Raw genomic sequence first — 22,310 nt, forward strand, 5'->3', positions numbered from 1 at the left:
CTGTGTGGGCGTCCTTTCCTCTGCTCGGGGTCGGCCGTCAGGCGTTCGCGGAGGCGTCCTTCTCGGCGACCAGCTCGCGGTACATCGGGAACAGTGGCTTGGTCAGCGGGACCAGCTTCAGGATCTTGTTGACCGGGCCCTTGGCCTTGACCTCGCCCTTGGCCAGACCGACGGCGAGGTTGTACTCACCGCGCCAGAACTTGTCGCCGGTGTCGGCACGCATCATCAGCGTGATGTCGGCCTTGTCCTCGTCGGCGCCGGTGTGCACCTCCATCGCGGGCTCGTGCATCTTGACCCACATCTCGGTGTCCGGGTCGGTGTAGAGCACGCGGAGGTTGAGGTCCGCGGCGCGCATCTTCGGGCCGGACTCGGCGTGCCCGTCGGCTGCGCGGAACACTCCGCCGATGTAGGTGTCGACCTCGGCGCTGTCGGCGAAATAGCCCATTGTCGGTCTCCTCGTTGAGCAGGGTTCGGTGGCACAGATGCTGTCCGGGGCGCCACCTGCGGGGCATCGCTCCCGGGGGGGTGGGTTCGTGCTCCCATCGGGCGCACGGAGGGTGATCAGCCGGCGGTGGGTGCGGGCTCGGTGTAGCGGCGGCGCAGCTCGCCCTTGACGAGCTTCCCGGTGGCGCTGCGCGGCAGCTCGGCGGTGAAGTCGACGCTGCGCGGTGCCTTGTAGTGGGCGATCCGTTCGCGCACGAACCCCAGCAGCTCGGCCTCGAGCGCCGGTGACCCCTCGACCCCTTGCGGGAGCTGCACGACGGCCTTGACCTGCTCGCCCATCTCCGGGTCCGGGATCCCGACGACGGCGACGTCGTAGACCTTCGGGTGCAGCGTGAGGACGTCCTCGACCTCCTGCGGGTAGATGTTCACCCCGCCGGAGATGATCATGAATGCCTTGCGGTCGGTGAGGAACAGATAGCCGTCGGCGTCCAGGTAGCCGACGTCACCGGTGGTGGACCAGTTCTCGTGCGCCGGGTGCCGTCCCTCGCGGGTCTTCTCCGGGGCGTTGTGGTACTCGAACGCCGGTGTCTCCCGTTCGAAGTAGACGGTGCCGACCTCACCGGCGGGCAGCTCCGCGCCGTCGTCGTCGCAGATCCGGATGATCCCCAGGCCCGCCCTCCCGACCGACCCGGGCCTGGTCCGCCAGGTCTCGGAGTCGATGAAGGTGACGCCGTTGCCCTCGGTCGACGAGTAGTACTCGTGCAGGACCGGGCCCCACCAGTCGATCATCTTCTGCTTGACGTCGACCGGGCACGGCGCGGCCGCGTGCACCGCGACCCGCAGGGACGTCACGTCGAAGGACGCGCGGACCTCGTCGTCGAGCTTGAGCATCCGGACGAACATCGTCGGCACGAACTGCCCGTGGGTCACCCGGTACCGCTGGAGGTGCTCCAGCGCGGTCTCGGCCCCGAACCGCCGCGCCATGACGACGGTGCCGCCGAGTGCGTGCACGATGCCGCCGAACCGCAGCGGCGCGGCGTGGTAGACCGGCGCCGGGGAGTAGTAGACGGTGTCCTCGCCGAACCCGTACATCGGCCCGAAGACGGCCGTGTAGAGGTCGCCCGGCTCGTCGACCTGGATGTCCGGCAGCGCGGGCTTGATCCCCTTCGGCCGGCCGGTGGTGCCCGAGGAGTAGAGCATGTCGGCGCCGCGCGGCTGGTCGGGCAGCGGACCGTCCGGTGCCTGTGCCAGGGCGTCGTCCAGGTCCTCGTGACCCTCGACGGCGCCGCCGAAGGCGATCCGGCGCTCGACGCCCGGGGTCCGGGAGGCCATCGCCACGGCGAGGTCCCCGGTGCCGGCGGAGGTGAACAGGACCCGCGCCCCGCAGTCGGTCGCGATGTAGGCGGCCTCGTCCGCGCTCAGGTGGTGGTTGATCCCGGTGACGTACAGGCCGGACCGCAGTGCCGCCCAGTAGACGTCGAAGACCTCGGGCGCGTTGTCCGAGACGAACGCGACGTGGTCGCCGCGGCGCAGCCCGGTCACACGCAGCACGTGCGCGAGCCGCCGGGAGCGGTCGTCCAGCTCGGCGTAGGTGACGGTGCGGCCCGACTCGGGCTGGACGACGGCCGGGTGGTCGGGCCGGGTGCGCGCATGGGTGCCTGGGAACACGGCTGCTGCTCTCTCCCTCGAGAACGGACGGGAGCACCGATCGTGTCCGCCCCGGACGCGGGCCGAATCGCTCCTCCGGGGTGGTTCCCTCTCCCCTACCGGGGAAGCGCGCTCACGCCGCGCGGCGGTCGCGGTTGCGCCCGGCGAGGTGCCCGGCGAGCCCACCCATGATCACGGCGGTGAGCAGGGTGAGGACGAGCTGGGCCGGGTCGAGGCCGCCGGTGCCGAGCACGACCAGCGGCAGCACCAGCACGTACCCCACGACGGCGGCGCCGGCCCCGTGCACGCGGGGATCGACCGCGTCGCCGATCCGGTAGCCGGCCAGCACGAACGCGCAGATCGCGGTGACGATCAGCCACGCCGGACCGATCACCGGGACCCGCGAGCCCAGCGGCGCGGCGAGGCCGCCGATCACGAGCACGCTGAACGCCAGCGAGGAGCCGCGGACGAGGCTGACCCAGTCCACCCGGTCGGAGAACCAGTCGAATCCCGGGACCGTCATGACGTGCCTCCTCAGCACATCTGCCGCACGGCCGACGGCAGCAGCAGCGGGATCGTCCCCACCACCAGCAGGAGCATCGCCGGGACGGTCTCCCAGCGGGCCGCGACCGCGAGCAGCACCACCGAGACAACGGCGAGGACCACCGCCGGGTGACGGGCCGCGCGGTACCGCAGCGCCAGGGCGGCACCGGCGACCGCCAGCAGGGCGGCCACGACGACCAGGAGGAACGTCGGGAACGGCGCGGCGGAGCCGATCCCGGCGACGTCGGTCCCGAGGTCGCCGCCGAGGGTGCTCGCGGTCTCCTCGTCGACCGTGGGGTCCGGCCGGAGGCCGGCCCACGCCACCAGCAGCAGCACCGCCGTCAGCATCCACGCCGACGCCGAGACCACCAGCGCCCACGGCATCGTCGACGGCACGGGCTCCCGCGTCTCGGTCATGGCGCGCAGAGTAGGACGGCCGCGCGCCGGGGCCGACCCCTCCGGCCCGGAGACACCCACTACGGGGGCGGAACCACCACCCCCGGGAGACGTGCGCCCCCGGCCCGCGGCGGGTCCACTGTTCCCATGCCGGACGCGCACCGGCCGGGCGCGCCGTTGCCGGGCCGACGTCCGGATCCCGCCGGCCCCGCCGTCGAGTTCCGGGACGTCACGACGATGCTCGACGAGACCCCCGTGCTGTTCCGGCTCGGCCTGAGCCTCGACCCCGGCACGGTGACCGTCGTGATGGGACCGTCCGGGGCCGGGAAGACGACCCTGGTCCGGCACCTGGCCGGGCTGGTCGCGCCGGGCCGCGGCACCGTGACGGTGGCGGGCGCCGACGTCTGGACGGCGGGCGAGGCCGAGCTGCGCCGGATCCGCCGCGGCATGAGCGTCCTCTTCGGCGGGTCGTCGGTGTTCGAGTCGAGCCTGTTCGGATCGCTGAGCGCCTACGAGAACGTCACGTACGCGCTCGACGGCCGCGGCCTGGACCCCGGCCGCGTCGAACGGATCGCGATGCACCGGCTCCGCGAGATGGGGCTGCACGACCGGGCCGACGCGCTGCCCGGCGAGCTGCCGGCGCACGGCCGCAAGCGGCTCGCGATCGCCCGCACCCTCGCCGTCGGGGCGCCGGTCCTGGTGCTCGACGAGCTGGAGACCGGGCTGGACGCCGCGTACGCCGCCACCGTCGTCGCCGCGGTCCGCGAGCAGCACGAGCGGTCCGGGGCCACCGTCCTGGTCACCACGCACGACGTCGAGCTGGCCCGCGCGCTGGCCGACACCGTCGCGATCCTGTGCCACGGGCGGATCGTGGCCGCCGGGCCGCCGTCGGAGCTGCTGCGCGGGGTGCACGACGCCGACGAGTTCGACCGGCGGTTCCGGCTGTCCGACCTGCTCGGGCCCCCCGACCCGGACGCCACCCGGGCCGAACTGGACGGCGGCCGGAAGCGGTCCCGGACGATCGAGCTGGATCCCCGCACGGTGGTGCCGGCACTGCTGCTGATCGCGGTCGTCACCTCGTACTGCCTGTTCCTGCTGCTCACCCGCTGAGCCCACCACCGCTCCCGAGAGGACCCCCGTGCCCGTCCCCCGCCACCGCCGTACCGGATCCCGTGCCGCGCTGCTCGCCGCGGCCGCCGTCCTGACACTCGCCGGATGCTCCTCGACCGCCCCGCACACCGGCGAGCAGGCCTTCACCCTCACCGGCGCCGACACGACCGTCGCGGTCGCCACCACCGAGGCGGGTGCGGTCCTCACCGACGGCGCGGGCCGGGTGCTCTACGCCCGGGTGCCCGGCGGCGGGCCCTGCACCGGCGAGTGCGCCGCACAGTGGCCCGCCTACGTCGCCGAGGGCGTCCCGCATCCCGCCGACGGCACGCTCAACCCGCTGCGCGTCGACCGGCTCGGCACCGTCGTCGCCCCGGACGGCGCCGAGCAGGTCGCGTACGCCGGGCACGCGCTGCACCGGTTCGCCGGGGACACCGCGCCCGGCACGATCGCCGGCCAGGGCGTCGAAGCGTTCGGCGGCACCTGGTTCCCGGTGAACCCGAACGGCGAGCCGGTGCGGGCCGCGGCCGTGGCGCCGTAGCTCAGAGCAGCGGGGCGATGATCCCGACGACGACGAAGGCGACCCCCACCGCGAGGCAGGTCGTCGCGCCGCGGTGGATCACCCGGATCCGGTGCGACTCGTGGGCGGGCGGCATCCCGGGCACCGCGCCGAGGCGCACCGAGTTCCGGCGCCCCGCCCACCCCATGAGGACGAGCAGGACGCCGACCCCGGCGAAGGCCAGGACGACGCTCACCCACCACCGCCCGGGGCGGGCGGAACCGTGTTCGGGGCCCCCGGCGGCAGGCCGGGGGTGCCGCCGGTCGGTGCCGAGTCCGGGTCCACGGGCCGGTAGTCGTCGGCGTAGCGAACGTCCCCGCCGGACAGCGAGTCCGTCATCCACTCCCCCCAGGCCGCGAGCCTCCGGTCGAAGTCGACGAGCTGGCGGAGCTTGTCCTTCACCTGGTCGAACTCCGCCGGGACGCCCGGGGTGACCGCGCCGACCCGGCCGACGTTCCAGCCGAACTGGTTCTGCACCGGCCCGAACACCTGCCCGGACGGGACCCCGAACGCGGCCTTCGCGTACTCCGGCTGGAGCTGTTCCGCGCTCACCGTGCCCATCGCGCCACCGGCGTCACGGGTGGCGTTGTCGATGCTGTTCGCCCGGGCGGCCGCCGCGAAGTCGCCGCCGCCGCGCAGCTCGGCGGCGACCCGGTCGGCCGCCTCCTTGTTGGTCACGACGATGTTGGCGAGCTCGCGGGACTCCGGCTTCCCCAGCCGCTGCGCGTACTGCGGGAAGGCGGCCCGCAGGTCGTCGTCGGAGGTGGTGACGCCCTCGGTGACCCGGTTGAACAGCTCACCGACCGCCATCTGCTGGCGGATCTCGCCGAGGACCTTGTCCTCCGAGGTGCCGACGTTGCCGAGCACGGTCACGAACTCGTCCCGCGCGGACGGCCCGGGCCCGAGCTGCTGGGTGACGTACTGGTCGAGGGTCTGGCGCACCTTGGCGTCGGCGACCCCGACGCCCAGCTCGGCGGCGCGGTCCTCCAGCACCATGCTCACCGCGACGGCCTTGGCCGCGTCCCGCCGGAAGCCGTCCATCCTCGCCGGATCGTCGGTGGGCAGCTCGACGCCGTAGAGGGCGCGCAGGGTCTGCACCCGCTCGTCGAGCTCGGGGACGGTGACGACCCGTTCGCCGACGGCGAGGGCGGCGCCGTCGGGCACCTGCCGGGACTGCCACCAGAGACCTCCGCCGACGCCGGCGACGACCGCCAGGACGAGCACGGCGGCGACGATCCGCCCCGGCCACGTCGACCGCGCGGCGTGCAGGGCTTCTCCGGCGGTCCACGCCAGTGTGGACTTGACACGCATCACATCACTCCAACGGGCTGCTCACCGGAGGAGGTACTCCGGGGAGGGGGTCCGGCCGGGGCCCCGGCGGGCGGGAACGCCCGCACCACGAGCCGTGCGGCCAGGTAGGACAGCAGGACGGACAGGGCCAGCAGCAGGCCGAACTCGCGCATGACGGCGAGATCGGACAGCGCCAGCACGGCGAACCCGGTACCCGAGGTGAGGGCGGCCAGGGTCACCGCGGTCCGCAGCCGGGGGTCGCGCGTGCGGACCGCGGCGGCGGTCATGACGGTGAACTCGCAGCCGACGGCCGCGGTCAGCGAGCCCAGCGCCACGGTCAGCGGGTTCAGCGGGGTGCCGGTCACCCACAGCAGGAGCAGGTTGGCCCCGGTGGCGAGGACGGCGGCGAGCACCGCACGTCCGGCGTCGCGCCGGTGCCGGAGCCCGACGGCCAGGACGAGCCCCGCCGCCACGAGCCCGGCGGTACCGGCGAGGTAGCGGTCCGCCGAGACCAGCTCGTAGCCCTGCACGGCGACGGCGGGCAGGCCGGAGACCTCGGCGACGAACCCGGGCGGTGCCGGTGGCAGCCCGGCCGTGATCGCGCCGGTGAGGTCGCGCAGCCGGTCCAGGTCGTCGAGCCGGACGCCGAACGACAGCACCGCCATGTCGCCGTCGGACCGGAGCACCGCCCCGGTGAGGTACGGCGGCAGCAGCCGCACCCCGGCCCGGATCTGCTCCGGGGTGGGGGTCGGCCCGAGGAACGACAGCAGCGACGGCGCCGACAGCGCGGGCCGTGCCTCGTCGCCGTGACCGCGGACGATCTCCTGCTGGGCCCGGGTCATCCATTCCCACGCCTCCGGGGTGAGGACGTCGGCCTGTTCGCCCGCCGGGCCGTCCGCGGTGCGCAGGACGACGGCGAGCTCGCCACCGGAACCGAGAACCCGCTCGACCTCACTCGCGTCGGAGACCGCGGGCAGGCCCTCCGACAGCGCGTCCACGCTGGTCTGCAACGGGAGCAGCGGCAGCGTCGCCCAGCCGGCGACGGCGAGCAGCACGGCCGCGACGACCGCGGTCCGCGCCCGGCGCGGCGGCCGGGCCGGGGCGGGGTCCGGCCCGGGCACACGGTCCGGCGCGGCGCCGGGGCCCGGCTCCGGCGCGACGTCCGGGCCGACCCACCCGCCGGGCCGGTAGACGAACCAGCCGACCGCCACCGCGAACGCGACGCCGAGGGCGAGCGTGAGCCCGAGGTCCCGGACGAACGGCAGCGGTGAGAGCCCCAGGGCCCCGAACCCGGCTGCCGTCCCGGCCGCGACGACCGCGACCGTCCGCGGCCGGGCGCCCCGGGCGAAGTAGGTCGGGTAGTAGCTGCCCAGCCCGACCAGCACCGGGAGGAAGGCGACGACGCCGAGCGAGACCGGTCGTCCCGCCCACCCGAGGACGGCGAGGGTCGCCGCGGTCGCGGTGAGGGTCACCGCCAGCGGGACCAGCCGCCGTCGCCGCCGTCGCCGCCGGGTCCAGGGCACCAGGAACAGGCAGAGCCCGATCGCGCCGACCGCGACCGCGCCGATCACCGGTGCCTCGGCGTCGACCGCCGAGCCGAGCGAGGCGGTGATGGCGGGGACGCCGGACACGGTCGCCTCGGCGGGCAGCCCCGCCGCCGAGACGGTGTCGCGGACCTCGGCCACCAGCCGCTCGGTCCCGGCCTGGTCCAGGCCCTCCCGCGGGCGGACGAGGATCGCCAGCGACCGCTCGTCCGGCACCACGTACCGCCACTGCGGGCGGGGCGCGCCGGCGTCGTTGAAGACCGCGTTCTCGACGAAGCGCTGGTTGCGCAGGGTCGGCAGCCCCACCGGCAGGCCCTGCACGATCAGCGGGCCGTAGCGGGCGTCGAAGGCGTCGGTCGCGGCGCGGCCGGCCGCGGCCGGGTCCTCACCGCGCTGCTCGGCCGTGATCGAGGCGGCGCGCTGCAGGCCGTCCCGGCGGCCGGTCAGCTCGGCGAGCAGCTTCTGCGACTGCGACGCCATCTGGTTGAGCGTGGTCGCCGGCCCGTACACCGACGCCACGTCCCCCAGCCGGGAGAGCTCGCCCTCGGCCCCGAGCACCTGCGGCAGGACCTCGCGGTCGAGCAGGCCGGCCCGCTCCGGAGCACGGAGCAGCACGACGATCGGGTCACCGCCGAAGGACCGGGCGAGCTCCTCGTAGCGCTGCACCGACGGGTCCGACGACGGCAGGAACGACTCGACGCCGGTCTCGACCTCCACCCTGGACACACCGACGACCGTCAGCGCGGCCACGACGAGTGCGAGGAGCAGCGCGGACCAGGAACGCCCCGAGGGGCGCACGGCCGCGAACGCGGCCCTGCGCCCCTCGAGGGTCGGACGGAGACGACGGAACACGCTCATCGGCCTCCCAGCCCGGACAGCAGTCCACCGCCGCCGGAGTCGTCGGCCGGTGCGTCGGCCGGCGGTGCGTCGCCGCGCGCCGCGTCGCCCTCGGGCTGCGGCCCGGCGGTCGGCGCCGGTCCGGGCGCCGGCCGCCGGTCGGCCGGTCCCGGGTCCGCCACCTGCGGCGGCGGGGCGTCGTCCTCGGGGTTCTCCTGGGTGCCGGGCCGCGGGTACGGGTTGTTGTCGTCCAGCGGCGGGACCTCGTTCAACGGGACCGGGTTGCCCTTGAACGACTGGGCGTGGAACACCGGCATCACCCGGAGCAGGGTGCCGTTCGCGTCGCCGCGCGAGACCGTCCAGCCGAAGCTGGTGAAGAACTGGTAGAGGTCGCCGCCGTACGGCTTCAGGTACTCCAGCATCGGGTTGAGCTGGGTCAGGGCCCGGTCGGCGTCCGGCAGCAGCCGCTGCAGGTCGTCGGACAGGACGGGGACCCGGTCCAGCGTCGGCGGCGCCTTGTCCAGCGTCCGGTCCAGCGCCGGCAGCAGCCCGCGCAGGTCGGCCGTCGTCTGCGGCAGCTCGTTCAGGGCCGCGTTCAGCGACGGCGCCGCCCGGTCCAGGTTCTCCGCCACCGGGGCGAGCCCGCCGGCGAGCCGGGACAGGTCGTCGCCGGCGTCGTTCGCCGCGGCCAGCGTCGGCGGGAGCTCCCGGATGGTGTTCTCCAGGTCCGTGCGGCTGCCCGCGGTGACCTCGGTGACCATGTTCGCATCGGTCACCAGGTCGGCGATCCGGCCGCGCTGGATGTCCAGCGCGGCGAGCACCGCGGCGGTGTTCGTGGACAGCTGCTCCAGGTCCTTCGACTGGGCGGCGAGCGCGTCGAGCGCCGTGCCGCCCTCCCGGCCCAGCTGCCCGAGGCCGTCGAGCGCGCCGGAGACGCCGGCCTGGGTGTCCCGGGTGGCCGACCCGAGCGACTGCAGGGTCGACGACAGCGCCACCCGCCGGTCCTCGGGCAACGTGCGGATCAGGTCGTCCAGGAGCACTGGGGGCTCGACGGCACCGTCCGGGAGCCGGGAGTCCGCGGGGAGCTCGGCCCCGGCGCCGTCGGTGAGGGACACGTAGGTCTCCTCGACGAGGGTCTTGGCGTTGATCCGGCCGGTCACGCCCTCGTGCAGCGGCACCGCGTTCTCGTCGGTCAGGTTCATGACCACCTCGGCGCGCCCCTCGGGGGTCGCCTCGATGGTCAGGACCTTCCCCACCTTGACCCCGTTGAGCGTCACGTCCGACTGGGGCACCAGGTTGTTGACCTGGTCCACGTCGAACGTGGTGCGGTACTCGTCCTGCGTGTAGCCCGGGACGTAGCCACCGACGGAGGTCCAGAAGAACAGGAACACGAACGCCGACGCGGCGGTGAAGGCGAGCAGGATCGTCGTCCGGATCGCCGGCAGCGCGGAGTGGGGGATCTTCATCGTGGAGTCACCTCCTATCGGGGGGTCGGGGTGAGCTCGTCGGCTCCGGGTGCGGGGATGACGGTCGGGCCGACCTGCAGCAGGCCGCGCAGGATCCCGCCGTTGGCGTCGCGCAGGCTGGTCACCGACGACGTCTGGTAGACGAACGCGTTCAGGTCGGGCAGGTACTGCTCGAGGCCCGCCGTCACCGGGTCGAGCCGGCCGGAGACCGCCTGCAGGTCCGGCAGCGTCGCGTTCAGGTCGTTCACGAACGGCCGCAGGTCCGCCGCGACCGGCTGCAGCTTCTGCGCCACCGGCCGGGCCTTGTCGATCGTCGTGTCCAGCGTGTCGACGGTGCCGTTCAGCCGGTCCAGCGCCGACGGCAGCTCCTCGGACGCGGCCCGGACGTTGTCCAGCGTCGGGTCCAGCTGGTCGGACAGCTGCTGGACGTTGCCGGTCGCCGCTCCCAGGTTGTCCACGACCCCGGGGAGCTCGTTCAGGCTGTCGCGCAACGCGTCGCTCTGTGCCGACACCGTCTTCAGCGTGGTCGACAGCGAGTTCGCCAGGTCGGTGAGCCGCTTCTCGTCGCCGCCCACCGCGGTGGACAGCTGTCCGATCGACGTCACCAGCCGCGCCAGGTTGTCCCGCCGCCGGTCGAGCTGGTCGACGACCGGCTTGAGCCGGTTCACCACGTCGGTGGTGGCCCGTGCGCCGGCAGGCAGGTCCTGCGGCGCCGTGGCCAGTGCGACGTCGGACGCCTCCAGCAGGCTCTGCACCGCGCCCAGCGCGTTGTCGTCCAGGTGGGCCAGGGCTGCGTCGACCTGCACCGGCGGCTTCGCGTTCGCCACCGGGAGGACGCCGTACTGCTCGACCGGCTCGCCGGCGGGCGTGCCCGGGTCCATCTCGATGTACATCTCGTTGAGCGGGCTCTTCGGCCGCAGGACGACGGTCGCGTCGTCGTGGATCGGGCCGTCGTAGTCGTTCCGGTCGATCGCCATCAGGACGAGCGCGTCGCCCTCCGGCGACAGCTCCGCGGAGCGGATGTCGCCGACCGGGACGCCGGACATCCGGACCTCCTGACCGCGGCCCGGCGCGAGCGCGGGTGCCTCGGAGAAGGTCGCGTAGGCCATCGTCTCGTTCGCCCACGGGGGGACGAACCGCTGCTGCGACAGGATGTAGCCGCCGCAGACCAGGCCCATGGTCATGACCACGAGCAGCGCCAGGACGTTGCGGCCCAGCCCGGGCTCGTTCCGGACGCGGTCGAGACCGCTGCGGACGCGGGCACCGAACCCGCCCGCCGACTCCGTCTCCGCCGAGTGCTCCGCGGCCATCACCGACCACCCGTCCCGTGGAAGAGCTGCTGGTACATGTTCTCGAGGCTCACGTTGCCGACCGCCGGGACCGAGCCGAGGCCCGGTCCGGGGTGGAAGGCGACGGCGTGCCCGTTCGGGTCCACATAGGCACCGGCCTTGTTCAGGCCGCTGAACATGTGGCCCAGTTCGTCCTTCAGCGGGACGCCCCGGTTGTCGACCGCGTCGAACGGCCCCTGGCCGACGAACGGGGTGTTCAGCGAGTCGAGGACCGGCCCGTTCAGCCGCTCCAGCGGTGCCGGGAGGTCGTCGAACACGCGGGTGGCGCCCTCACTGGCCGGGATCAGGCCCTCCACCAGCGGCCGGGTGTCGGCCAGCGCGCCGCGCAGGTCCGAGACCAGGGGGCGGGCGTCGGCGAGCACCGGCTCGACCCGGCCGAGCAGCCGGTCGAGCTCCTGCACGGCGGGCCGCGCCGGACCGGCGGTCCCGGCGACCTTGTCCAGGCTGACGTCCAGTCGCTGCAGCCCGGCGTCGGTGGTGTCGAGGACACCGGGGAGCCTGCGGATCGTGTCCGCCATCGCCGGTGAGGTGTCGGCCAGGACCCGGGTGGTGTCCTGCAGGTCCGCGACGATCCCGTCCAGCTGGCCGGGTTCCCGGTTCAGCGTTCCGGTGGTCGCCTGCAGGCCCCGGACGACCTGGTTCAGGTCGGTCTCCGGATCGGTGCCGCGCAGCGACTCGATCACCCCGGCTCCCGGGCCGAGGGTCCCGGGGGCGGCCGCGAGGAGCTCGTGCAGCGCGTCGTTGCCGCCCGCGGCGCCGAGCGTCTCGTCGAACTGCGTGATCGCGGTGCGGGCGCCGGCCAGCGCGTCCGGCTGGAGGCGCTCGGCGACGTCGTCGAGCTCGGTGGGCAGCCGCGTGCGGTCCAGCGGGATCTGCTCGGTCCACTCCGTGCTGCGGTCCCCGCCGGGGACGACCTCGATGTAGAATAGGCCGGACAGCAGGGTCGTGGGTCGCAGCCGGGCCGAGGGCTGGTCGCCCACGGTGCCGGTGACCTCGTCGTCGACGACGACGGTCACGATCGCCCCGCCGTCGTCGGCGGGCCGGACCGACTCGACGACGCCGGAGTCCACCCCGGCGACCTTGACCTTGCTGACGTCGTCGAAGAGGAACTGGTTGGCGCTGAAATGCATCTCCCGGGTCTCCGCCCCAGTGAGCCGCATCAGCAGCGTGCTGATCTGCGGCTTGAGCAGGCCGCCCGCCAGGGACACGACCATCAGCCCGATCACGGCCAGCGCGGCCACCCAGAGCGGGAGGCGGCGCCGCACGCGCGGCGTGGAAGTCCGGTCACTCATCAGTTGCCTCCGAGGAGTCCGCCGAAGCCGCCGCCCTCGGACGCGCTGTCACCGGCGTCGGGCTGCTCCTCCGGACGTGCGTTGGACTCGCCGGGGGCGGGGAGGATCCCCTGCGAGGCCTGGCCGGGCGTCTCGCCCGGAGCCGGGTACGGGTCGCCGCTGCGCAGCGGGTCCTCGACGCCTGCGGCGCCGGTCAGGCTCTCGGTCCGCGGGAGCAGGGTGAACCGCAGGTGGTGGCCGGCGGCGTCGCCGTCGGACAGGGCGAAGCTCGCGCTGGTGAACCACTGCGAGATCTCCGGCGAGTAGGGCGCCAGCACCTGCAGCGGGGTGTTCGCGAAGCCGACGGCCTGGGTCACCTTGGGGGCGACCGGGCGGGCGTCCTCCACCGCAGGGGTCAGCGAACCGAGTGCGGGCTCGGCGGACTCTGAGACACCGGGCAGCTTGTCCAGCGGCCGCGGGGCCTCGGTGAGCACGCCCCGCAGGTCCGGGGTGGCGTCGCCGAGCGACCGCGCGCCGGGCTGCAGCTGGGTCATCGCCGAGTTCGTCGACGCCAGCGGCTGCTGCAGGTCCTCGAGCGCCTTGCGGGCGGTGGGCAGCGCCTCCGGAGCGATGTCGAGCGCACCGCCGAGTGCCTCGCCCCGGTCGGCGTCAATCGCGGCGAACGTGGTGTCGAGCTGCCCGACCAGCGACGAGATCTCCTGCTCGCGCCCGGAGAACCGGGAGCTCAGGCTCTCCAGGGACCGGAGCATCGTCGTCAGGTCGCGGCCTCCGTCCAGCGACAGCGACCGGGCGGTCGTGCCGAGGTCGGGCAGGATCTCGGGCCCGGCCTTCGCGACGTCCTGGAGGTCCTGGCCGTGCCCGGCGGCACCGTTGCCGAGCTGCTGCAACGACGACCGGGTCGCGTCCTGGGTGGCCGGGTCGAAGACCTCGGCCAGGTCCAGCAGCTGGACCGCCCCGCGGGAACGGCTCTCCGGGAGGACCTCGTCCTCGCCGAGCTCACCGGCCTGCGGGGTGCCCGAGTCCAGGTCCAGGTACTGCTGACCAAGGCCGGACCGGCCGGTCACGGCGGCCGAGCCGTCCCGGTAGACCGAGGTCTCGCCGTCGTCGAGCTGCATCCGGACCTGCGGCACACCGTCGGCCAGGTCGATCGCGTCGACCCGCCCGACCCGGACCTGCCCGATCCGGACGTCGTTGCCGACCGCGAGGTCACCGGTGTCGGTGATCGCCGCGGTGCGGAACTCGTGCTGGGCGAAGGGCAGCCCCTTCTGCGCGGTCAGCGCCACGTAGAGGGAGAAGCCGGCCGCCACGAAGATCAGCAGGCCGATCACCCCGGAGCGGAAGCGCGCTCCGCGCGCGGGCTTGGCACTCGCCATCACTGGCCTCCCAGGAGGGTTCCGAGCGCGCCCTGCTCCTGCTCGGGCGAGAGCCCGGTTGCGCTGCTCTCGGGGGTGGGCTGGCTCTGCAGCAGGGTGTTCGAGTCCTGGCCCGGCTGGGCCGCCGTGCCCGGACCCGGCCCGCTCGGCGCGGGCTCGTTCACCTGCGGGTTCGGCGACGGGTCCGGGCCCGGCGCGGGTGCCAGGTCCGGCAGGCCGCCGGGGACGAACCCGCTCACCGCGTCCGGGTTCGCCACGTAGCTGGCCCGGAAGTAGTGCGAGAGGCCGTCCTTCTCGTTCGTGGTGAGCGCCCAGTTGCGGATGAAGCCGAGGACGTTGCCCAGGTTCCCGTTCAGGTCCCGGACGATCGGTTCGGCACCGTCCACCGTGCGCTGCAGGTCAGGGCCTGCGGCCCGCAGCTGCGCGGCGACGGGCTGCGCCTGGTCGAGCAGCTCGCTCGCCCGGTCGAGGACCGGGTCCGCCGAGGCGAGCGCGGGGTCCGCCGAGTCGGCGAAGCGGTGCAGCTCCTCGCTGATCTGCACCAGGTTGTCGGTGGTCGGGCGCAGGGTTCCCCAGCGTCACCGAGGTCGACTGCGCGGTGCCGGCGAGCTCGCCGAGCGTGGCCCGGGCGGCCGCGAGGGTGCCGGGCAGCTCCTGCAGCGTGCCGCGCAGCTGCGCGTCGCGGGCGGCCGTGGTGCCCAGCAGCGACGTCGTCGAGGCGACCAGGCCGTCGAGCCGCCTGCCCTCGTCGACGGCGAGCGCGCCGGTGACCGGCTCCACCTGGTCGACGACCCGGCCGAGCAGCTCGTTCTGGTCGGCCAGCACCGACACCAGCTGGTCGGTGTCGGTCATCGCCGGGCCGAGCGCGGCGAGCGTCTTCTGCACGTTCTCGCCGTTGTTCGCGGTGCCCTGCCCGAGCGTGGTGACCAGTGCCGCGAGCGAACCGGCCGTCGGGTCGTCCAGGGTGTCGAGGATGTTCTGGAGGTCCTCCTCCTGACCGGTCCGGTCGACCCCGATCACACCGTCCATCGGCAGCTCGGGGGCCGCCGGGTCGCCGGTCCTCAGGTCGAGGAACCGCTCACCGAGCAGCGACACGGGGGCGCCCCGGACGGTGGCGTCGGTGTGGACCGGCATGGCCCGGGCGTCCACCCGCAGCGGGACCTGGGCGACCTTGCGCACCGGGTCGAACTGCGGCTCCCCGACCTCGCCGACCGTGACCCCGTTGATCTTGACCTGCTGTCCGGCCAGGATCGGGCTCACGTCGGCGAACTCGGTGATCAGGATGCGGCCGTCCTCGGAGTTCCCGATGCCGGCCGCCGCACCGGTGCCGGCCACGATCGCGACGGTCGCGATCACCAGGATCCGCAGGCGGGAGAATCCGAGGGTCATCGCGGCCCCTCCCCGCTCGCGTCGCCCAGCTGCGGGAGCAGCGGGGTCTGCGCGCTGTCCCCGTTGCCGGAGGTGTCGTCGGCCTGCCCGGGGCGGGGGCGACCTCGGGGACGATGCCCGGCGGGGTCACCCCCGGCGGGTAGACGGTCGGCGGGGCGGTGCCGGCCTGGGCGAAGATGCGCATGTAGCGGCCGTTCGCGTCGTAGTTCTGGCCGGCCGAGCCCCACGTGGTGAGGAATCCGGTGACCTCGGGGGTGTAGGGCCGCAGGGTCTCGAGCACCGGGGCGTAGCCGCCGGCGAGCTCGGCCAGGCCCGGCAGGGAGCGGTGCGACGAGTCCAGCAGGCCGGGGGTCCGGTCCAGCAGCGTGGACGCCGCCTCGAGCGTCGGCTTGAGGTCGGCGACCAGCGGGCGCAGGTCGGCCAGCAGCGGGGCGAGTTGTTCGGAGACGCCGGGCAGCTTCTCGGTGGCCGGGCGGAGGTCCTCCAGCAGCGGCAGCGCCTCGTCGGTGACCCCCGGGACCTTGTCCAGGGTCCCCTGCGCGGTCCGCAGCGTCGGCGGCAGCTTGGCCAGCGCCGCCCGCAGCTGCTCGCGCTCCCCGGCGGTCGCCCGCGCACTGGTGGAGAGCTCGTCGATCACGGCGCCGACGTCCTGCTGGCGCCGGGCCAGGGTGTCGACGGTGCCGTTCAGGTCGGTGACCAGGTTCTTGATCGCCGGACCGTCGGTGCCGATGCCGCGCAGCACCGAGCCAACCGCCGCGAGCGCCGGACCGGCCGTCTGCACGGTGGCGTTGAGGTCCTGCTCGTGCCCGGTCACGGTGTTCTGCAGGGTGCCGACGAGGCTGGTCAGCCGCTCCCGGGTCGGCTCGTCGAGGGCGGCGAGCACGTCGGCGACCTCGGTCGGCTTCGGGAAGTCGCCCTCGACCATGCCACCGCTGGGGATCTCGGCGTTGGTCGCCGGCCCGTCCTCGACGAAGAGCAGGCGCTCACCGACGACGGCCTTCCACTGCACGTGCAGGAAGGCACCGGCGTGCAGGGGGCCAGGTCGTCGTCGACCGAGATCTCGACGACCGCGTGCCCCTCCTCGGGCCGGACGGACTCGATCTTCCCGGCCTGGAAGCCGTCGACGTAGATCGGCGCGTCGGGGATCAGGTTCGGGTTGCCGGCGGGCAGGACCACGGTGACCGTGTACGGCGCGGTGCCACCGGCGGCCACGAACACGCCGCCGATCACGAGCAGGGCCACCATTCCGGCGGCCAGCTTGCTGAGGATTCCGGCCATCGGTCAGTCCATCCCCAGCGGTCCGGCGGACTGCCCGGCCAGGAACTGCTTGACGAAGGGGTCCTGGTGCTCGAACGCCTCGTGCGCGGGTCCGTAGTGGACGACCTCGCCCTTCCAGATCAGGCCGACGTAGTCGCTGACCTTCCTGGCGGTCTTGATGTCGTGCGTGACCAGCAGGTACGTCCCGCCGTGCTGGTTGTGGACGTCCATGATGATGTCGCACAGCAGCGACGTGCGGACCGGGTCCAGACCGGAGTCGGGCTCGTCGAACAGCACGATGTCGGGGTTCATCACCAGCGCCCTGGCGAACCCGGCGCGCTTCTTCATGCCGCCGGACACCTCGTTCGGCGCCTTGTGCGCCGCCTTGGCGAGACCGACCTCGTCGAGGGCGGTCATGACCGTCTTCTCGACCTCCTTCTCCGTCTTGCGCGTGTGCTTGCGCAACGGGAAGGCGACGTTGTCGTAGAGGTTCATCGAGCCGAACAGGGCGCCGTCCTGCCAGCAGACGCCGAACCGGGTCCGCATGTCGTAGCGCTCGTTCTCGCTCATCGACCAGATGTCGCGGCCGTCCACGAAGACCGAGCCACGGTCCGGGGCCAGCAGACCGACGAGGTGCTTGATCAGCACCGACTTCCCGGTGCCGGAGGGTCCCAGCACCGTGGTGATCGCGTTGTGCCGGAAGTTGAAGTTGATGTTCTTCAGGATCTCGGCGCTGCCGAAGGACTTCGCCAGCCCCTCCACCTGGACGATCGGGTCGTCGCCCTGCCGGAAGTCACGGGTCTCCGTCGACCACCCGGGGCCGCGCGACGCCTGTGCCGTGGTGGCGTGCGTCTCCCCACCGGGCACGGTGGGGATCTGCTGGGTGGGGTACTCGGAGTCCGGAGGGGTGTATCCGGGCTGGTTCGGCGAGGTCACTGATCCTCCTGGACTGCCTGCCGCGGACCGGTGACGGGGCTACCGGCGCGGGTCACGTGCTTCGGGGGCGGTCGGGACGGGGTCCCGGACCGTGGGCGCGGTGGTCGCGCCCGGGGGTGGGAGTGCGGACGGCACCGTGGAGCGGGGAGCGACCGTGGTGCGCGGACCGGGCGACGGGGAGCACCGTCCGGTCGGGTGGCCGGTGGGGAGACCGGCCGGGGAGCGTGCGGGGGAGCTGCTCGGGGGAGCGTCGGGGTGGCTTGGTGATCGGGACGGATGCCGGGGCCCGGCCGCGGGGAGTGGTGCGGCCGGGACCCCGGCCGGTCAGTTGGCGATCGGCGAGTTCGTGTCGAGCCCCCAGAAGGCGAGGGTGCCGATCGCGCCGATCGCGGAGATCAGCACCAGATTGATGATCATGGACTTGGCGGTCGCCCGGCCGACGCCGACCGGGCCTCCACTGGCGTTGTAGCCGTAGTACAGCCCCACACCGACGATGACGATCGACTCGACCATCACCTTCGTCAGCGCCGCCGTCATATCGTAGGGGCTCTGGTACAGCCAGAACAGGTAGAGGAACCCGCCGGGTGACACGCCACCGAGGTTGACCACGGTGACCAGGTACATCGCGAGGTAGAGGATCGCCAGGCCGACGAAGTACATGAACGGCACCGCGATCACGGTGGCCGCGATCCGGGTGCCGACCAGGAAGGACTTGGACTTGATGCCCATGACCTCCATGGCGTCGATCTCGTCGGAGATCCGCATGGAGCCGATCTCGGCGACGTAGCCGCAGCCGACCTTCGCCGCGAGGATCCAGCCCCACATGTACGGCGAGAGCTCGCGCAGTCCGCAGTAGGCGTCGAACACCGCGGAGTACAGCGGGGCGCCGATCTGCTTGAGCGTGTAGCTGGCCTCCAGGCCGCACTGCCCGCCCATGATGAACATCATGAACCAGATGATCAGCGCGGAACTGAAGATCAGGATCCCGGCCTGGCGGAACACCTCGGGCACGTAGCGCCGGAACATGTCCGGGAAGCCCCGGACGACGTCGGCGGTGAACCGGCCGATGTCGCCCGCCTCGTTCAGGCCGCCCCGCATCTTGCCGGCGATCGAGCCCAGGCTGACGTCGACGCCCTGCTTCTCGGGTGCCCGGAGCTCGGACTCCTCGGGCTCGCGGCCGGAGCCGCGGTCGTCGAGCTGTGTCATGTCTCCCGACACCTCCTCACTTGTAGACGCTCATCTGCGGGTTCAGGCCGAGCATGGTCAGTGTGAACACGAAGTTGATGACCCAGACACCGGCGAAGCAGATGACGACCGACTGGTTCACGGCCCGGCCCACGCCCATCGGGCCGCCCTTGGCGTTCAGGCCGACGTAGCAGGAGACGACGCCGATGATCAGGCCGTACAGCGCGCACTTCGCGACGCTGCCCCACAGGTCGACCGTGTTGAGCAGGTCGAACAGGGAGCCGTAGTAGCCCGCGTAGCTGGCGTCGAAGATCGGGCCGGCGGCGACGTAGCCGCTGACCAGGCCGACGACCAGCGCCAGGATGTCCAGGACCGCGGTCATGATCGTGCAGGCGAGCACCCGCGGGAGCACCAGCGTGCGGATCGGGTCGACGCCGAGGACCTCCATCGCGTCGATCTCGTCCCGGATGCGCCGGGCGCCCAGGTCGGCGGTGATCGCCGTACCGACGACGCCCGCGACGACCATCCCGTTGATGAACGGGGCGAACTCGCGCACCGACGCGAACTCGAAGAACGCACCGAGCCGGTAGGGGATGCCGAAGGTGTAGAAGATCGCGCCGCCGGTCAGGCCCGGCGCACCGAAACCGAAACCGAACGCCGCGAGCGACATCGGCAGCCAGGTGAGCTTGAGGATGTCGAAGCACTGGTCGCGGGTGTCGCCCCAGAACCCGACGGGCTTCCGGACGGCCAGGACGAACACCTTGACCATCAGCTGCCACATCTCGCCCGCGACGACGAACGGTTCGGCGGCCTTCTTCAGCACGCCCGCTCCGCCGGCACCCGTCGTTCTGCGCGGTACCTCGACGGAGTCGTCGGGCGACTGGGTGAGGGTCCCAGGCGTGGTCATGAACTCTCCTTCGAGTCGACCAGTCGTCGGTGGTGTCGGCGGGCCGGGTGCAGGTCGGACCCACCGGATCAGCAGTCTCGTGGGCGGCGAACGGGGTCACACCTCCCGTGGGGGGCGGTTCCCCCTCCCCCTCGGGGGGGGTATCCGGCCCCCTACCGCCGGCGGGCCCGCAGGAGGACGACCCCGAGGAGGACTCCCGCGAGCGGGGCGCCGGCGCCGAGCCCGCCGAGGACGGCCCCCGGCACCGGATGCACCGGGGCCAGTACCGGCAGCGCGACCGCCCCGGCCAGGACCACGAGGGTGGCCACGAACGCGTCGCGGCGCGGCCACGAGGGGGCGCGCCACACACGGACGAGGCCGATCACCCCGGTGATCCCGGCGCTGAGCAGGGAGCAGCCGAGGAGGTGCACCACCGCCGGGTCCCGCAGCCCACCCGGCCCGCCCCCCCGCCCGGGCGGGGACCAGCCCCTCGGGCGGCCCCAGCTCACCGAGCACCCGGGCCAGCCGGTCGCCGGTGGGCGCGGGGCCTGCGGCCGCCGCGACGTCGGTCCACACCCGGGCCCGGAGGTCCTGGCGCTCGCCGGACGGCAGCGCCCTGGCGGCGGCGTCGAGCCGCCGGAGGTAGTCCTGCAGCACGACGGGGACGGCTCCCCGCCGCGCCGCCGGGCCCGGGTGCCGCTCCGTCATCGGGGCGCGGTGGGACGGGACGGACCGTGGCCCGCCCGGTCGTACCCGCTGCGCAGCCAGTGCGAGACGGCCTCCGCGCGGTTCGCGGCACCGAGCTTGCGCAGGATGTGCTTGACGTGCGACTTCACCGTGCCCTCGGAGATCACCAGGCGGGTCGCGATGCGGGCGTTGGTGTCGCCTCCGGCCATCAGCCGCAGGACCTCGACCTCCCGGCGGGTGAGCGAGGGATCGTCCGGCACGCTCCGCAGGTACCCCTCGACGCCCCGTGGGGGCGTGCCGGCGGTGACCCCCTCGCCGTCGCCGTGTCCCCACCAGCCGTCGCCGAGGTTCCCCTCGCGGGCGTCGGAGATCCGCTGCGAGAGCCGCTCGACGTCGGCCCGGACGAGGTCCATCTCGTCCAGGACCATGGTGCGGGTGAGTGCCTGGCCGAGTGCCTGGGCGTAGAGGGTGACGAGCTGCCGGTCGAGCGGGTCCACGTTGCGCTGCTGGTAGTAGCAGTCGGCGTGGACGAAACCCGCGACCACGCCGTGGACGACGATCGGCGCCGCGCAGTAGCTGCGCGACATGGACGCGTCGGCGATCGGCTTGTTGACCCCCGGCCGCTCCTGGACCTGGTCGACGAGCAGCGACGTGCGCCGGCGCACCATCTCGCTCTCGACCAGGCGACCGTCGAGGGTCTGGGGGTGGGTACGGCCGAGCTCCAGGATCTCCCCCGCCCAGGCCGGGTCCTTCGCGACGTGGACCCGCTCGGGGATCCACAGCGAGTCGGCGACGCGCGAGACGATCGAGCGGTCGAAACCGAGACCGCACGCCGTCGCGGCGGCGGTGTCCAGCAGCGCCGCGCTCGTCCGCGCCTCCCCGAGGTGGGCGAGTGCGGCACGGACCCGCTGGAGCGCCTGGTCCTGGTGTGCGAGGTGGTCGAGCAGGAGCTGCTCGTCGAGCTCCTTGATCGCCTGCAGCAGGGTCACCAGGTCGCGGGACGGGCTCCCCTCGCTCGCGCCGAGCGCGGCCATGACCTCGGACCACAGTGCCCGCAGGACCGACCGGGCCGAGCCGAAGTCGATGACGTGCTCCGGGTGCGGGAGGCGGGTCTGGTCCAGCAGGCGTCGCCCGGCGAGCAGCAGGTCGATGACCTTCCCGGCCTGCCGGCGGGGCATCTGCCGGCCCTGGCCGGGCCACCGGTCCCCGGAGTCGCAGCGCCGCATGTGGGCCACGCGGCTCGTGGTTTCACCCATACCCCCCTCCTCCTCCTCGAGGTGGCATCGGTCGGGCAGTGCTCGCCCCGGCCGTTCCCGGTCAACGACGACGCCGTCCACTTGGGTGCGGACGCGCACCCGGCCGCCGGCGACCCAAGTTACAGTCACCGCTGACGGTTAATGATGCGACGAAGGTCACCTCAGATGCAAATCGAGGACGGGTGTGAAGAGAATCCACGCAGGTGGAACCGCTCCTCGTCGGGAGATCTCCGCGGATTCCACAGTGGAAGGGCGCAGGCGGCGACGCCCGCCCACCTGCAAGGCTGACCGCAAGCCACAATCACCCGTACGGTGTAACGACCCGGAGCTTTGCACTCCGGTACCGCATGTCCGCCGACATCGACGCCGACGCCGACCCGACCCCGGAGGTCCCGTGCGCACCCCCACCGCCAGCGCCACCACCACCACCGTCGCCGCCTCGCCGGAGACGGTGTACCACCTGGTCAGCGACCTGCCCCGGATGGGCGAGTGGAGCCCGGAGAACACCGGCGGCCGCTGGGTGGGCACCCCCACCGGGCCGGTCGTCGGAGCCCGGTTCGCCGGCACCAACCGGCGCGGGCTGCGGCGCTGGCCCACCACCACCGTCGTCACCGACGCCACGCCCGGGCGCCGGTTCGCCTTCGAGACCCGCCTCGGCCCGGTCACCGCCGCGGAGTGGATCTACGAGATCACGCCGACCGGCACCGGCTGCGAGGTCACCGAGTCCTGGGTGGACCTGCGCCGCGCCCCCGTCGTCGCCATCGGGCGGGTCGTCACCGGCGTGCGTGACCGCGCGGCGTTCACCCGCGACATGCTCACGATCACGCTCGAGAAGCTGAAGGCGACCGCCGAGCGGGAGGACTGACC

General features: G+C 73.4%; 22 protein-coding genes. 4 read left to right on the top strand and 18 right to left on the bottom strand.

Features of this window, described 5'->3' with window-relative positions:
• Nucleotides 1-37 precede the first annotated feature (37 nt).
• From Ae150APs1_RS14540 to Ae150APs1_RS14555, 4 genes are all read right to left on the bottom strand, one after another.
• Nucleotides 38-445 carry an SCP2 sterol-binding domain-containing protein gene (locus tag Ae150APs1_RS14540; RefSeq protein ID WP_060574631.1) on the bottom strand — a complete coding sequence of 136 codons (408 nt, stop codon included), beginning with the start codon at nt 443-445 and terminating at the stop codon, nt 38-40.
• Nucleotides 446-561: 116 nt separating this feature from the next.
• The gene (locus tag Ae150APs1_RS14545; protein WP_075298146.1) at nt 562-2,112 is read right to left on the bottom strand and encodes an acyl-CoA synthetase; all 1,551 of its coding nucleotides are present in this window, start codon (nt 2,110-2,112) and stop codon (nt 562-564) included.
• Nucleotides 2,113-2,224: 112 nt separating this feature from the next.
• Nucleotides 2,225-2,614, bottom strand: a complete 390-nt coding sequence (locus Ae150APs1_RS14550; protein ID WP_060574629.1) for a hypothetical protein — start codon at nt 2,612-2,614, stop codon at nt 2,225-2,227.
• 11 nt (nt 2,615-2,625) lie between these two features.
• Nucleotides 2,626-3,051, bottom strand: coding sequence for a hypothetical protein (locus tag Ae150APs1_RS14555; RefSeq protein WP_075298148.1), 426 nt, complete (start codon nt 3,049-3,051; stop codon nt 2,626-2,628).
• Nucleotides 3,052-3,177: 126 nt separating this feature from the next.
• Between Ae150APs1_RS14555 and Ae150APs1_RS14560 the strand changes: the two genes are divergently transcribed.
• Nucleotides 3,178-4,140 (top strand): ATP-binding cassette domain-containing protein, encoded by a 963-nt coding sequence (locus Ae150APs1_RS14560; protein ID WP_075298150.1) that lies wholly within the window; start codon nt 3,178-3,180, stop codon nt 4,138-4,140.
• 28 nt (nt 4,141-4,168) lie between these two features.
• Nucleotides 4,169-4,678 carry a hypothetical protein gene (locus Ae150APs1_RS14565; RefSeq protein WP_075298152.1) on the top strand — a complete coding sequence of 170 codons (510 nt, stop codon included), beginning with the start codon at nt 4,169-4,171 and terminating at the stop codon, nt 4,676-4,678.
• Nucleotide 4,679: 1 nt separating this feature from the next.
• Here the strand turns inward: Ae150APs1_RS14565 and Ae150APs1_RS14570 are convergent, their stop codons facing one another.
• The 9 genes from Ae150APs1_RS14570 to Ae150APs1_RS14605 are packed head-to-tail and all read right to left on the bottom strand — an operon-like array spanning nt 4,680 to nt 15,236.
• Nucleotides 4,680-4,892 carry a hypothetical protein gene (locus tag Ae150APs1_RS14570; protein WP_075298154.1) on the bottom strand — a complete coding sequence of 71 codons (213 nt, stop codon included), beginning with the start codon at nt 4,890-4,892 and terminating at the stop codon, nt 4,680-4,682.
• Complete coding sequence (locus Ae150APs1_RS14575) at nt 4,889-6,007, bottom strand: peptidyl-prolyl cis-trans isomerase (RefSeq protein WP_139316915.1); 1,119 nt, start codon at nt 6,005-6,007, stop codon at nt 4,889-4,891. The genes Ae150APs1_RS14570 and Ae150APs1_RS14575 overlap by 4 nt, the downstream gene beginning before the upstream one ends.
• The gene (locus Ae150APs1_RS14580; RefSeq protein ID WP_139316916.1) at nt 6,007-8,388 is read right to left on the bottom strand and encodes an RND transporter; all 2,382 of its coding nucleotides are present in this window, start codon (nt 8,386-8,388) and stop codon (nt 6,007-6,009) included. Before Ae150APs1_RS14580 ends, Ae150APs1_RS14575 begins: the two co-directional genes overlap by 1 nt.
• Complete coding sequence (locus tag Ae150APs1_RS14585; RefSeq protein ID WP_075298156.1) at nt 8,385-9,833, bottom strand: MlaD family protein; 1,449 nt, start codon at nt 9,831-9,833, stop codon at nt 8,385-8,387. The genes Ae150APs1_RS14580 and Ae150APs1_RS14585 overlap by 4 nt, the downstream gene beginning before the upstream one ends.
• A 14-nt stretch (nt 9,834-9,847) precedes the next feature.
• Nucleotides 9,848-11,143, bottom strand: coding sequence for an MlaD family protein (locus tag Ae150APs1_RS14590; RefSeq protein ID WP_075298158.1), 1,296 nt, complete (start codon nt 11,141-11,143; stop codon nt 9,848-9,850).
• Nucleotides 11,143-12,474 carry an MlaD family protein gene (locus Ae150APs1_RS14595; RefSeq protein ID WP_075298160.1) on the bottom strand — a complete coding sequence of 444 codons (1,332 nt, stop codon included), beginning with the start codon at nt 12,472-12,474 and terminating at the stop codon, nt 11,143-11,145. Before Ae150APs1_RS14595 ends, Ae150APs1_RS14590 begins: the two co-directional genes overlap by 1 nt.
• Entirely contained in the window at nt 12,474-13,847 is a 1,374-nt protein-coding gene (locus tag Ae150APs1_RS14600) for an MlaD family protein (RefSeq protein ID WP_139316917.1), read from the bottom strand. The genes Ae150APs1_RS14595 and Ae150APs1_RS14600 overlap by 1 nt, the downstream gene beginning before the upstream one ends.
• Nucleotides 13,847-14,233, bottom strand: a complete 387-nt coding sequence (locus Ae150APs1_RS32065; RefSeq protein WP_139320365.1) for a hypothetical protein — start codon at nt 14,231-14,233, stop codon at nt 13,847-13,849. The genes Ae150APs1_RS14600 and Ae150APs1_RS32065 overlap by 1 nt, the downstream gene beginning before the upstream one ends.
• Before the next feature lie 13 nt (nt 14,234-14,246).
• Nucleotides 14,247-15,236, bottom strand: a complete 990-nt coding sequence (locus Ae150APs1_RS14605) for an MlaD family protein (protein ID WP_083703819.1) — start codon at nt 15,234-15,236, stop codon at nt 14,247-14,249.
• 325 nt (nt 15,237-15,561) lie between these two features.
• On the opposite strand from Ae150APs1_RS14605, the gene Ae150APs1_RS32070 reads away from it, so the two are divergent.
• On the top strand, nt 15,562-16,365 hold the full coding sequence (locus Ae150APs1_RS32070; RefSeq protein WP_075298162.1) for a hypothetical protein: 804 nt from the start codon (nt 15,562-15,564) through the stop codon (nt 16,363-16,365).
• A 152-nt stretch (nt 16,366-16,517) separates the two neighbouring features.
• On the opposite strand, the gene Ae150APs1_RS14615 is transcribed toward Ae150APs1_RS32070, so the two are convergent.
• The 5 genes from Ae150APs1_RS14615 to Ae150APs1_RS33605 form a co-directional block, all read right to left on the bottom strand.
• Nucleotides 16,518-17,264, bottom strand: coding sequence for an ATP-binding cassette domain-containing protein (locus Ae150APs1_RS14615; RefSeq protein ID WP_227012848.1), 747 nt, complete (start codon nt 17,262-17,264; stop codon nt 16,518-16,520).
• A 489-nt stretch (nt 17,265-17,753) separates the two neighbouring features.
• On the bottom strand, nt 17,754-18,635 hold the full coding sequence (locus tag Ae150APs1_RS14620; RefSeq protein WP_075298164.1) for an ABC transporter permease: 882 nt from the start codon (nt 18,633-18,635) through the stop codon (nt 17,754-17,756).
• 16 nt (nt 18,636-18,651) lie between these two features.
• The gene (locus Ae150APs1_RS14625; protein ID WP_238591915.1) at nt 18,652-19,521 is read right to left on the bottom strand and encodes an ABC transporter permease; all 870 of its coding nucleotides are present in this window, start codon (nt 19,519-19,521) and stop codon (nt 18,652-18,654) included.
• Between the two features lie 152 nt (nt 19,522-19,673).
• A complete protein-coding gene (locus Ae150APs1_RS14630) occupies nt 19,674-19,934 on the bottom strand; it encodes a hypothetical protein (RefSeq protein WP_075298166.1) in 261 nt (86 codons plus the stop codon).
• Between the two features lie 270 nt (nt 19,935-20,204).
• Nucleotides 20,205-21,443, bottom strand: a complete 1,239-nt coding sequence (locus tag Ae150APs1_RS33605) for a LuxR C-terminal-related transcriptional regulator (protein ID WP_139316918.1) — start codon at nt 21,441-21,443, stop codon at nt 20,205-20,207.
• A 394-nt stretch (nt 21,444-21,837) separates the two neighbouring features.
• Here Ae150APs1_RS33605 and Ae150APs1_RS14640 point away from each other — a divergent pair, with 394 nt between their 5' ends.
• The gene (locus Ae150APs1_RS14640) at nt 21,838-22,308 is read left to right on the top strand and encodes an SRPBCC family protein (RefSeq protein ID WP_075298169.1); all 471 of its coding nucleotides are present in this window, start codon (nt 21,838-21,840) and stop codon (nt 22,306-22,308) included.
• Nucleotides 22,309-22,310: the final 2 nt, after the last annotated feature.

Origin of the sequence: Pseudonocardia sp. Ae150A_Ps1, assembly GCF_001932315.1 — a bacterium.
Lineage (GTDB): Bacteria > Actinomycetota > Actinomycetes > Mycobacteriales > Pseudonocardiaceae > Pseudonocardia.

Bases quoted from the DNA above. Each gene is read 5' to 3' on its own strand.
- Ae150APs1_RS14625 (WP_238591915.1), bottom strand. From the start codon at position 19,521: ATGACCACGCCTGGGACCCTCACCCAGTCGCCCGACGACTCCGTCGAG.
- Ae150APs1_RS33605 (WP_139316918.1), bottom strand. From the start codon at position 21,443: ATGGGTGAAACCACGAGCCGCGTGGCCCACATGCGGCGCTGCGACTCC.
- Ae150APs1_RS14620 (WP_075298164.1), bottom strand. From the start codon at position 18,635: ATGACACAGCTCGACGACCGCGGCTCCGGCCGCGAGCCCGAGGAGTCC.
- Ae150APs1_RS14595 (WP_075298160.1), bottom strand. From the start codon at position 12,474: ATGAGTGACCGGACTTCCACGCCGCGCGTGCGGCGCCGCCTCCCGCTC.
- Ae150APs1_RS14550 (WP_060574629.1), bottom strand. From the start codon at position 2,614: ATGACGGTCCCGGGATTCGACTGGTTCTCCGACCGGGTGGACTGGGTC.
- Ae150APs1_RS14540 (WP_060574631.1), bottom strand. From the start codon at position 445: ATGGGCTATTTCGCCGACAGCGCCGAGGTCGACACCTACATCGGCGGA.
- Ae150APs1_RS14580 (WP_139316916.1), bottom strand. From the start codon at position 8,388: ATGAGCGTGTTCCGTCGTCTCCGTCCGACCCTCGAGGGGCGCAGGGCC.
- Ae150APs1_RS14585 (WP_075298156.1), bottom strand. From the start codon at position 9,833: ATGAAGATCCCCCACTCCGCGCTGCCGGCGATCCGGACGACGATCCTG.
- Ae150APs1_RS14605 (WP_083703819.1), bottom strand. From the start codon at position 15,236: ATGACCCTCGGATTCTCCCGCCTGCGGATCCTGGTGATCGCGACCGTC.
- Ae150APs1_RS14560 (WP_075298150.1), top strand. From the start codon at position 3,178: ATGCCGGACGCGCACCGGCCGGGCGCGCCGTTGCCGGGCCGACGTCCG.
- Ae150APs1_RS14555 (WP_075298148.1), bottom strand. From the start codon at position 3,051: ATGACCGAGACGCGGGAGCCCGTGCCGTCGACGATGCCGTGGGCGCTG.
- Ae150APs1_RS14575 (WP_139316915.1), bottom strand. From the start codon at position 6,007: ATGCGTGTCAAGTCCACACTGGCGTGGACCGCCGGAGAAGCCCTGCAC.
- Ae150APs1_RS14590 (WP_075298158.1), bottom strand. From the start codon at position 11,143: ATGGCCGCGGAGCACTCGGCGGAGACGGAGTCGGCGGGCGGGTTCGGT.
- Ae150APs1_RS14600 (WP_139316917.1), bottom strand. From the start codon at position 13,847: ATGGCGAGTGCCAAGCCCGCGCGCGGAGCGCGCTTCCGCTCCGGGGTG.